This is a genomic window from Chroococcidiopsis sp. [FACHB-1243] (assembly GCF_014696895.1).
GTDB lineage: Bacteria > Cyanobacteriota > Cyanobacteriia > Cyanobacteriales > Chroococcidiopsidaceae > Chroococcidiopsis.
On record NZ_JACJQX010000008.1, the window covers coordinates 149,938 to 161,150 of the forward strand.

An 11,213-nucleotide genomic window follows, 5' to 3' on the forward strand; every position below is an offset into this window, starting at 1 on the left:
TCTATTACCCCTACCATGCAGATATTTGCAGTACTCCAAAATCTGGGAACGCTACTTCTACTCGCGATCGCCTTTCCTTTCAACTGTATCGTTGTCTTGACAGCGTTATTGTGGAATCTCGTCAGCAAGCCGTTTCTTGACGGAGGCATCTTACCTGTATCTCACCCCAAAAACATCATGCTGACGGGGGGGAAGATGACCAAAGCCCTGCAACTTGCCCGTTCGTTTCATATGGTCGGACATCGGGTGGTGTTGGTAGAAACTCATAAATATTGGTTGACCGGACATCGATTTTCTAACGCCGTCGATCGCTTTTATACCGTTCCCGCACCGGAAAAAGACCTAGAAGGCTATTCACAAGCATTGTTGGCGATCGCCAAACAAGAAAATATTGATGTCTACGTTCCCGTCTGTAGTCCCGTCGCCAGCTACTATGACTCTGTGGCTAAATCAGTTTTATCTGGCTGCTGCGAGGTGTTTCACTTCGATGCAGAGGTGACGCAGATGTTAGACGATAAGCATGATTTTGCCGAGAAAGCGCGATCTCTCGGTTTATCTGTCCCCAAATCTTTCAAAATTACTCATCCAGAACAAGTCATTAACTTTGACTTTTCCAATGCAGAACGTCCGTATATCCTTAAAAGCATTCCCTACGACTCGGTACGTCGCTTAAACTTAACTAAGCTACCATGTGCTACACAAGTAGAAATAGCAGCTTTTGTCAATAGCCTGCCGATTAGTCCTGAAAAGCCTTGGATTATGCAGGAATTTATCCCAGGACAGGAATACTGCACTCACAGCACCGTTCGCAACGGGGAATTAAGAATGCACTGCTGTTGCGAGTCTTCGGCTTTTCAAGTCAATTACGAAAACGTTGACAAGCCAGAAATACTTGCATGGGTGCGTCATTTTGTCAAAGAATTAGGAATTACCGGACAAGCTTCTTTTGACTTTATTCAAGCTGAGGATGGAAACGTTTACGCGATCGAGTGCAACCCCCGCACTCACTCAGCAATTACAATGTTTTATAATCATCCAGGGGTAGCCGATGCATATCTAAGTAACGAGCCTTATACTGAGCCGTTGCAACCCTTATCGACCAGCAAGCCTACTTATTGGACTTATCACGAACTCTGGCGGCTAACTGGAATTCGCTCTTTTCAACAATTACAGACCTGGTTCAAAACCATCTTACGCGGGAAGGATGCAATTTTTGCGATCGACGATCCTTTGCCATTTTTAATGGTACATCACTGGCAAATTCCTCTCTTACTTTTAGACAATCTCCGCAGGCTCAAAGGCTGGATCAGAATAGATTTCAATATCGGCAAGATTGTCGAATTGGGTGGGGATTGAAAGTGGTAGTTGGTAGTTAGGGAGTGAGTGGTGCGTGATGCGTGGTGCGTGGTGCGTGAGAAGAATTCGTATTTGTCTTCCTTCTGATTCCTGACTCCTGACTCCTGACTCCTGTACGGGCGGGTTCACTCGAAATCTTCGTCGGAGTCAGAGATCTTTGGTGAACCCGCCCCTACGACTCCTGACTCCTTTCTTCTGATAATGGATAACTGTTATATGATCGCTAATCAAACTGAAACAGGTTGGGAAGTTATTTATCATCGCGCTCATGCGCTACTTGCAGCACAAATTGCTGGACATTGGCGACGTAGAGATTTTCCACCACGGATCTACGAAACCATAGCTGCAATTTCTCACCACGACGATCTAGAAAAAGAATGGGAAGAAAATAGTCTCACGCCAGCTGGTGCGCCGTTAGACTTTACTCTCGATACTAGTACTCATCTACCCAAGCTGAAACAGCACATTTCCAACGCACGCTATCGGGGACGGTGGGTGACAATGCTAACTTCTATGCATACTAGCTTTTTGAATGAAGGAAAACGGGGAGAGTCATCGGAACTCGATGAGTTTCTTGACGAACAATTAGAGCTACAAAAGCAATATAGAAAAGAACTTAAAATTAGTCAGAAAGATGCTGAAGAAGCTTATGCATTTTTTCAGTGGTGCGATCGCCTTTCATTAATTCTCTGTAACCGTCAATTACCAGTAGACGAACGCGCATTAGAAATAGGGAAAGGACCAGATGGCGATCGCTACGATATTATTCAGTTGCAGGATGGCAAAGTTACCGTTACTCCTTGGTGCTTTGAAGATCGGGAGTTTACTGTTAACGTAGAAGCCTCATACCTTTCCCAACTACAATTTGGTAGTAATGCCGAACTGATAGAGCAATTACAAACCGCACCGATGAAAAGTTTGGAGTGGACATTTGTTAAAGTATGATGGCAAATGGTAATTGGTAATTGGTAATTGGTAGTTGGTAGTTGCCCATTAACTACTAACTCTCTCCCTTACCTTTTACCCCTTATCCCTTATCTCCTTAAATCTGACAGTGAGCCAAGCACAAGATCCTCAATACCCCAATACTGACGGAACGACAACAAACTTACCCAACGTAGCCTTTACCGATTGGTTTGAATATCCAGTCCGAGCGCAGCCACATCACACAGATTATGGTGGTAACGCTTGGTATGGTTCGTATATTGCTTGGATGGAAGAAGCGCGAGTAGAATGCTTGCGATCGATTGGGATTAATTTTGCTGACTTAGTCGCTTTGGGTTGTGACTTACCTGTAGTAGAACTTGCAGTACGCTACCACCGTCCGATCAAAATGGGGATGGATGCTGTAGTTAGAACTCGCATGGCGGATATGGAAGGCGTGCGGATCAATTGGGACTATCAAATTCAATCTCCCGACAACCAAGAATTGTATGTAACGGCAAGAGTCATATTAGTAGCAGTCGATCGCGAAAAGGGTAAAATTATGCGTCAATTACCCCCAGATGTCGAGAGTGCTTTTGCTCGGCTAGCTGGTACGCCAAATCGCTAAGCTCAATGTTCCCACGCCGTCATTTTCTCAGAAGCGCGATCGCCACAACTATTACTAGTACAGCTGTCTTTACTGCAAAGTTAAGCAGAGGAGCAGAGGAGCAGAGGAACAGAGGGAAAAAACATCCCGACTCCCGACTCCCGACTCCCGACTCCCCCATCAAACCTGCAAGACTAAAACCCGGTTCCGTTGTGGGAATCATCAGTCCTGCTGGGGCGACATTTGTACGGGAAAATTTAGATATTGTCCGCGATGCCGTGAGAGGATTGGGGTTAGAACCGAAACTCGCACCTCATGTCTTGGATCGCTATGGTTATCTTGCTGGACAAGACCGCGATCGCGCTGCTGATGTAAATCAGTTTTTTGCCGACCCTAAAGTTGCTGCACTTTTGCCTATTACAGGTGGGTGGGGTTCTAGCAGAATTTTACCGTATTTAGATTACGAATTAATTCGGAAAAATCCCAAAATTATTGTTGGGTTTAGCGATATTACTGCTCTAATTTTAGGGATTACAGCTCGAACTAATTTAGTCACTTTTCATGGACCAAATGGTTTTTCTTCTTGGAATGCAGAGCAAACAGATTATTTTCGACGCATATTATTTGCGGGTGAATCTTTAGAGTTTAAAAACTTCAAAGATGGCAGCGATACAGACCGTATAATGCAAGTAAAATATCGAATTCAAACGATTAATCCTGGTCGTGCTAAAGGTAGGTTATTTGGAGGAAATCTATCTGTACTATCGGCAATTGTCGGTTCGCCATACTTACCAAATCTAAACGGAGCAATTTTATTTTTAGAAGATATTGGTGAAAATATTTATCGACTCGATCGCCTGATGACACAGTTAAAATTAGCTGGAATCTTTGATAAACTAGCAGGTTTTATATTTGGGCAATGTCCTAACTGTACTCCAGATGCCGATTATGGTTCTTTAACTCTAGAGGAAGTTATTTGGAACCACATTCAACCATTAAAAATTCCCGCTTGGTACGGTGCGGCGATCGGTCACATTGACACTATTTTGACACTACCAATGGGTCTAGAAGTTGAAATTGATGCAACTGCGGGAACGATTCAGATGTTGGAGTCTGCGGTTGTATAAGCTTTTATTTAAAGTATCATTTGTAACATATGTATTAAAAGGAAAAAATAAAGATTCTTAGAGGATTGATTGCATAAATTTCCTCCTTAAGCTTTAATTTTGTATTGCTATATTTTCTTGCTATGAAAAATGAAATCTACTTCAAAACAATATCATTCTATCAACTGTCAGAAATGCGGTCGCGTTAATTCGATCGCCTTAACTCACTGTCAAAATTGTCACTCTCCTCTTAATCGTAATAAAAAAACTCCTACTCGATCGTTTACGGTTAATTGGTCGATTGTACCGTTAATTGGAATATTAGCGCTGGCGGGAATACTGTATTTAGTCTGGAAAACTCGTAGCTTGCCTGTACAAAAAGCTACCACAACTAATTCTATTTCTACTGAATCGGAAAATACTTTTAAACAAGAATATACGCCATTACTAGCTAGCGGCAACTCCTTCAGCGGTTACAGCACTTTTCGGAGTCCAGAACTGCGTCAAGCACTGAAAAAATTGGGCATTGACTGGCGCTATCAACTCGGCATGGATGAAATGCATTTCTCCAAGCAAATCGAGCAGTTAAACCAGGGAAAAACTGACTTAGCATTTTCGACGTTAGATGAATTTCTGCTACAAAAAGTCGATGGTAAAGTTGTCGGATTAATCGATCGCACGATGGGGGGAGATGCAGTTATTCTCAATACCAAAAAATATCCAAAATTGCGATCGCTACAAGATTTGACTCAACTCGTTCAACAGCAGCGATCGCAAGGTAAACTGTTAGACATTGCTTTTACTGGCAACAGTCCGAGCGAGTATCTCGCCTTATTACTGAGTGCTAAATTTGAAGAATTTCAGTTAAGCGATTTCCAAATCCGGCGGGTAGAAGATGCTGCCGATGCGTGGAAACTCATTCAAGATCCGCGACAAAATGTAGCGGTAGCTGTTGTCTGGGAACCATACGTCACCCAAGCGCAAAGGCAGGGATATACGGTAGTTTTATCGAGTGGCGACGCTCAAGGGGCGATCGTAGACGTAATTATAGCCTCCAATCGCCTGATCCAATCTCAACCCGACAAGCTTTCTGACTTCTTAGCTGCATACTATCGCCGCGTTGACGCTGACATGCGCGATGCTTCACGGTTAAAACAACAAATAGCTCAAGATGGACAGCTATCAGCAGAAGATGCGATCGCAGTCATGCAGGGAATCAAGTTTTTTACCGCAACTGAAGCTCAATCCTGGCTGACTGATGGCACTTTTGAAAAACGGATCGACTCTACAGCCGCCATCTTGACACTAGCAGGCAAAATGGAGCAAGTCCCTGCCAATCCTAAAAACCTATTTGCGTCCCAGTTCATCACCAAAGCCGCAAACAATACCCAAACACTGATCGATCTTGTCCGCGCAGATAACCCAACATTAGCAAACAAACTGGCAGGTCAAGAAATAGCACTCACCCCTCGCAAATTCGATCGCAATTCGTTGACATCCGCGCCTAATATTGGCAACTTACATGTGAAAGGGAACGTGAAATTTGCCTACGATTCGGCAACACTTACGCCTGAAGGTAAGCAAACATTAGATCGTCTAGCAGCAGAAATGTCTGATTTCAACGATCGCACCGTCGCCGTGCGTGTCATCGGTCATACATCCAGAACTGGCTTAGCCGCACTCAACCAAAAACTCAGCCAACAGCGATCGCAAGTCGTCGCCAATTATCTCAAATCGCGCTTGAAGCTCCAGATCGTTGCTGAGGGTAAAGGCTTCCGCCAACCCCTATCTGGAATTTCACCCCAAGATCCGCGCAATCAAAGGACAGAAATTCGCCTCGTGCGCGTTGGGACTTAAATCGTATTCTGTGCTGCCTTGACAAACTTTGGTTCGATAAACTTTGACATATCGGGAACTTTTTCAATCTGCTTTTGGCTGGATAAAAATTCAGCCATAGACTTCATTGAGTTTAATATGTAAAGTTCGCTTTGCGAGTTAGTAAACATTTCGATATTCGTAGCAGCATCGGGAAGTTTAATTCCTTTTAGATCGGCTGCAAGACTATCAGGTGTTGTCTCCAAACGCTTAGCTGCGCTCGCTAACCCTTCTTTTGGATTTTTATTGAGAAAGTCTAACCCTTGAAGGACACCGTTGACAAATGCCTGTACTGCTTGAGGGTTGGCTTGAATAAACTTTGCATCAAACACGTACAGATCGCTAATCGCAGTCGGCATCTTTGCAGAGTCGTAAATAATTCGTCCGTCTTTCTGCGCTTGATTTGCTTTTTGTAAAAAAGGCGCATAGGATACAGCAATCTCAACCTGTCCGGTTTGATAAGCTGCTGCTGCTGCATCTGGTGTTGTGCTGACGATCGTAATATCCTTCTCGCTTAAACCTGCTTCAGCTAGGACTTGCAAGAGGAAGAAATGGCTGACAGAAGCTCTTTCCACTGCCACTTTTTTACCTTTAAATGCCTTAATGTCTGTGACGCTGTTTCGCGCCAAAATGCCATCCCCACCCACCGAAATATCTTCAACTAAAACTACTCGAAAGTCTCTGCCTTTACTCGCAATCAAAATTGCTTCTGAAGTCACGGGAGCGAGAGCATCTAGCCGTCCGGCGATAAAAGCAGCGTTAGAATCGGGGTTAGAGCCAAAGATTTTTGGCTGCAAGTCGATGCCAGCTTGTTTAAAAAACCCTTTTTCGAGCGCGATATGTAGTGGTGTTAGTCCAATCCAGTTAAGAATGCCAATCGTGGCTGAGACGGGTTTTGCTGCTGTCGGACTTGGGGATGGTGTTTGAGTCGCCGTGTCACACCCATGTAAAACGAAACTACCCGTCGTCCCTGCCATCATCCACAGTGCATGACGACGAGACCAATACTGATTTATCTTTGACATAGTTGTAGATTGTAACTGACAACAAGCTGCGATCGAGTGCTACGGTCGTTTGGTAGTTCTGAAAGACAAATGAAAGATGCTTGAGTTGTTCGGATGTAGAAATACAGTCAAGAATATTACTACCAGCAAGGCGATTTGAGCAAGTCCCTGTTAAACAAGTTAAAAGTTAAAAGTAGAAAGGGGAAAATGTATTTATGGTCAGGCTTTTAGCTGCTATTTGTAGGCAAATTACATGTGAAACAACTTATTACACAAAGATCGTTATTTGTATTATCTGTCGCCCAATAGTCTCCAAAGTTGGGAGTCGGTAAAATCAGGAATAGCTAGCATTACACCTAGATCGTCAAGCTCATCTGCTGTTTGGGAAGAGGCAATGCCTACTGTGGGTATTCCTGCACCCACGGCTGAACGAATTCCCGAGGGAGAATCTTCAAATACAAGCGCTTGTTGAGCGTTTAAGCCAAAGTAAGCTAGTGCGTAAAGATAGGGTCCAGGATCGGGTTTTGCCATACCGATTTCTTGGGAGACAAATACTCGCTCGAATCTATGTTCTAAGTTCAAAACGCTCAACATGTGCTTAGCGTTTTCTGGAGGAGCATTTGTGACTACGGCTTGTTTGATTCCTTTTTCATCAGCCCAAGCGATCGCTTCTAACAGTCCTGGTATTGGTGTCAATTCCACTGCTAGTTCGCGAAACTCTGCTTCTTTGCGATCGCTAAATTTTATCACCTCTTCAGAAGAGAATTCTGGAAATAAATCTCGCACGATAAATGGATTCAGCCTGCCACTCATGCGATTTTTATAGAACTCTCGATCGATCTCTATACCATGCTCTTTCAAGAGTGCTTGCCATATGCGAAAGTGCAGTGGATCGGTATTGACAATCGTACCGTCGAGATCGTAAAGAATCGCTGCTAGCATGGTCATCGTCCAGGAAGGCTGAGGGTTCGAGCCAAGCTTAACATATCTTAATTGGAATGAGTGTATAGACTACAACCTTAACTACAGTAAAGGTTGACATCCCTCTTTACCGCAATAATCGATTGATTCCAAGAAATATTCCGTTGCTAACTCTATTTGTTGGGGTTTGGCAGCATCACCCACTAAGACTTGGTATTGCTCACCATTATTTGCTTTGAGTACCATATTAGCGAGGGCTGGCTCGTTAGGAGTCGGACGTTCTGGAAAAGTTAGCGATACAGTTTTAGCTAATTCTGCATTTGTTAAATTGAGGGGAGTTTTCACCGCTAAAATTTGATCGAAATCGCGGGGTTTAGTTAACACATGCGCGACGTATTGTTCCGAGCGATCGCCAAACAACAAATACTCTAAATTACTTGGCAATTTAGCTTGCGGATCGAATCGTTTAAAGTAGATAACTCGCTTTACATTTACAGTAGCATTACTCACCAGTCCGATCGGATTCAGTTCGGGGCGTTCGTACTGTCCGCGATAGATATTAGCTTTAAATGACTTGCGTTTACCAGCAGCTAAGTCTGACAACAGAAAATGTTCTGTTGGTTCTAAAGTATATTCATTCTTAGTGGCATCTTGTTTTTGGTCGCTCAAATATTTTGCTTGAGGATTATCTTTACCAACAAAAATCACTTCAAAAAGTGCTTGATAATCGTGATTTGTGGTAGGATAATCTTTGAAAATCCCCATGTGAGAAAGATAGATTTTATGATTTCCCACAACTCGCATTCCGTGTTCGTCTGGTGTGTCTGGAATTTGAGCGATTGTGGGACTAGAAATAGTATGAAATCCAATTAGAATTGATGCCACGATCGCGGCTAAAGCTATCCACTGCTTGAATTTTGACATAATAAATAAAGATTGAAATATGCTTATTTAGAACTGACTAATTCTTCCAAACGATTGAGAACGGCGATCGCGTGACCTTTGGCTTTGACTTTTGCCCAAGTATGAGCGATAGTTCTATCAGGTGCGATCGCAAAAGTAGAACGTTCGACACCCATATACTCCCTACCCATAAACTTTTTCAATCGCCACGCCCCATAAGCATCAGCAACCTGATGTTCGGGGTCGCTCAGAAGTATAATTGACAAATTATGTTTGGCAATAAACTTGCAGTGAGACTGTTGAGAATCAACACTCACGCCGACAACCTTCGCCCCCAGGTTGCTAAACTCCTGCGTATACTCGCTAAAGTCCTTTGCTTCCGTCGTACACCCAGGTGTATCATCTTTAGGGTAAAAGTAAAGTACCAGCCATTGTCCGGCAAAATCGGCTAAACTGACCAAATTACCATCCTGGTTGATAGCAGTAAAATTTGGTGATATTTGCCCTGGCTGAGGGATATCGGTCATAAATTGGATAAATGCGATCGCCGTCCTACATCTTCCAGTAGTTCCGCATGAAAAGCAAGTCTTTTAATTAATCTCGCGCAAAGACGCAAAGTCGCCAAGATTGCTTTGCGCCTTTGCGCGACATCATCTCTTAAGCCCCCATCCCAGAATACTGCTTTAACCCCCGTCGCCACAACCAACGATTTAAGCCGAAAAATAGCGCGCACCAACCTACTGTAATTAAAAAACCCCGCCCTACATTTTCTGGTAAACCCACGATTAAGGAAGTAGGAAAATGAATCAGATAGGGAAAAGGAGTCCATAGAACAATATCGCGCACAATTGGCGGAAACGTCTCTAAAGGTGCAATTAGACCCGAGAAAAACAGGTAAAATAGAAACCAGAAATTTTCAATTGCATTTGCTCTTTCCGTCCAAAAAGCAAACAAAGCAAAAGTATATTGGATTAGAAACCGCAGAGTAAAAGCCAGCAGAACGGCAATTATAAATAAGATCGAACTACCTAAACTTGGTATCCAAAACGCTTGGGGATAGAGGAAGAAAAACAAACCGACAAGGGCGATCGCAAATGGTAAGCGAGCAAATCTTTCAGAGATATGAGAAAATACATGATGCCAAACTGGATCTAAAGGTTGAAGCAAGCGGGGAGAGAGCCGTCCCTCGACGACTTCTTTCTCAAATTCCCAAATGACCCACACCACGGTAAACTGTCGGATCAGAAATACTGTGAGGAAGTAACGGGCAAAGTCTATAGGCGATAAGCCGAATTGTCCGCTTTGGGCTGCTTGCGTCCATACCCCCATTAAGATCAGCGGTAGGCTACCAGACAAAGCCCATAAAAATAGCTCTGCCCGATATTCCAACATATAAGCGTAATATGAGGTGAGTAAGGTAGCGCTAATCCGCAAGACGCGCGTTAATTTTTTGCCAATCGCCTGAAATTGATTAATTTTAGAGTTTGATTGCCGCAGATTTGTCATTTTGAGTCTTAATTGAGTGCGATCGCGCTTTTCTCTCTCGATCTTATCTGTAACGACCAAGTGTAGGTATTGAGATCGAAGCACTCGACTAGGAATCGATTATAAAATATCTCTTATTTTTTTTCTTCTGCAAGGACAAGTATCTGATGATAGATCTATGAAGATGCGATCGAAATAGCAAATTTTTCCACCATACAAATCATACAATTCAATTAACCATCTATGCGTTTTCAACTGGGACGAACGATTTTTAAAATCATTGTTTTGTCATGTTTAGCATCTGTAACGACTCAATGTGCAGATCGAGCAACGTCAGTACAGAAGCAATTTCCCGGAGTGTGTGCAAAAGATCTTGGCGTGGGCAATAATAGCTCTGTTTGGATGGTAAGTTGCGCTAAAGCAAACGAATCGGGAGATTTTTACTTATTTACTTGGAACGGTTCTAAGTGGGATATGATTCCAGGTTTTGGTAGCGACATAGCAGTCGCACCAAATGGTACTCCTTGGATAACTAACTCAGGCGGACAAATCTACAAAGGCAACGGTAACAATGGATGGGAACAAGTTGCAGGTTGTGCGAGAGATATTGCAGTAGGAAATGACTCTGTTTGGGTATTAGGTTGCAAGCAATCTGGAGCTAAGAATTTTGAAATCCTTTCATGGCAAGGTTCCCAATGGAATCGAGTTGAAGGCGCTGCTGCACGCATAGCAGTCGAACCGAATGGTACTCCTTGGATTGTCAATTCCAGCGGGCAGATTTACAAACGTAGTGGCGACAGTTGGCAACAAGTTTCCGGTTGTGCAAAGGAGATTGGAGTAGGAGAAAATGACTCTGCTTGGATACTAGGCTGTAAGCCAGTTGGCGCTGGTGGTTTTGAAATACTTTCACGCCAAGCTTCTAAGTGGACGACACTCCCTGGTGCTGCTACTGGCATAGCAGTCGAACCGAATGGTACTCCTTGGGTAATCAGCATTGAGGGAAAAGTTTTTCGTTTATAATCCCTCACTCTT

General features: G+C 43.4%; 11 protein-coding genes. 6 read left to right on the plus strand and 5 right to left on the minus strand.

Going from position 1 to position 11,213, the window contains the following annotated elements; all coding sequences use genetic code 11:
* Positions 1-15 precede the first annotated feature (15 nt).
* The 5 genes from H6G17_RS08385 (at position 16) to H6G17_RS08405 (ending at position 5,850) form a co-directional block, all read left to right on the plus strand.
* Positions 16-1,356, plus strand: a complete 1,341-nt coding sequence (locus tag H6G17_RS08385) for an ATP-grasp domain-containing protein (protein WP_192156081.1) — start codon at positions 16-18, stop codon at positions 1,354-1,356.
* 216 nt (positions 1,357-1,572) lie between these two features.
* The gene (locus H6G17_RS08390) at positions 1,573-2,301 is read left to right on the plus strand and encodes a DUF3891 family protein (RefSeq protein WP_192156083.1); all 729 of its coding nucleotides are present in this window, start codon (positions 1,573-1,575) and stop codon (positions 2,299-2,301) included.
* A gap of 109 nt (positions 2,302-2,410) precedes the next feature.
* Entirely contained in the window at positions 2,411-2,908 is a 498-nt protein-coding gene (locus H6G17_RS08395) for a thioesterase family protein (protein ID WP_192156085.1), read from the plus strand.
* A gap of 5 nt (positions 2,909-2,913) precedes the next feature.
* On the plus strand, positions 2,914-4,014 hold the full coding sequence (locus H6G17_RS08400) for an LD-carboxypeptidase (RefSeq protein ID WP_192156087.1): 1,101 nt from the start codon (positions 2,914-2,916) through the stop codon (positions 4,012-4,014).
* A 129-nt stretch (positions 4,015-4,143) separates the two neighbouring features.
* On the plus strand, positions 4,144-5,850 hold the full coding sequence (locus tag H6G17_RS08405) for a phosphate ABC transporter substrate-binding/OmpA family protein (RefSeq protein ID WP_192156089.1): 1,707 nt from the start codon (positions 4,144-4,146) through the stop codon (positions 5,848-5,850).
* Here H6G17_RS08405 and H6G17_RS08410 read toward each other — a convergent pair.
* The 5 genes from H6G17_RS08410 to H6G17_RS08430 form a co-directional block, all read right to left on the minus strand.
* Positions 5,847-6,893, minus strand: a complete 1,047-nt coding sequence (locus tag H6G17_RS08410) for an ABC transporter substrate-binding protein (RefSeq protein ID WP_192156091.1) — start codon at positions 6,891-6,893, stop codon at positions 5,847-5,849. The two genes, H6G17_RS08405 and H6G17_RS08410, sit on opposite strands and share 4 nt — an antisense overlap.
* A 270-nt stretch (positions 6,894-7,163) precedes the next feature.
* Positions 7,164-7,814: an HAD-IA family hydrolase gene (locus H6G17_RS08415; RefSeq protein WP_192156093.1), complete on the minus strand. Its 651-nt coding sequence runs from the start codon at positions 7,812-7,814 to the stop codon at positions 7,164-7,166.
* Between the two features lie 81 nt (positions 7,815-7,895).
* Complete coding sequence (locus H6G17_RS08420) at positions 7,896-8,717, minus strand: hypothetical protein (protein ID WP_192156095.1); 822 nt, start codon at positions 8,715-8,717, stop codon at positions 7,896-7,898.
* Between the two features lie 23 nt (positions 8,718-8,740).
* A complete protein-coding gene (gene bcp, locus H6G17_RS08425) occupies positions 8,741-9,223 on the minus strand; it encodes a thioredoxin-dependent thiol peroxidase (protein ID WP_192156097.1) in 483 nt (160 codons plus the stop codon).
* Between the two features lie 130 nt (positions 9,224-9,353).
* A complete protein-coding gene (locus H6G17_RS08430; RefSeq protein WP_192156130.1) occupies positions 9,354-10,202 on the minus strand; it encodes an ABC-2 family transporter protein in 849 nt (282 codons plus the stop codon).
* A gap of 222 nt (positions 10,203-10,424) precedes the next feature.
* On the opposite strand from H6G17_RS08430, the gene H6G17_RS08435 reads away from it, so the two are divergent.
* Entirely contained in the window at positions 10,425-11,201 is a 777-nt protein-coding gene (locus tag H6G17_RS08435; protein ID WP_192156099.1) for a tectonin domain-containing protein, read from the plus strand.
* Positions 11,202-11,213: the final 12 nt, after the last annotated feature.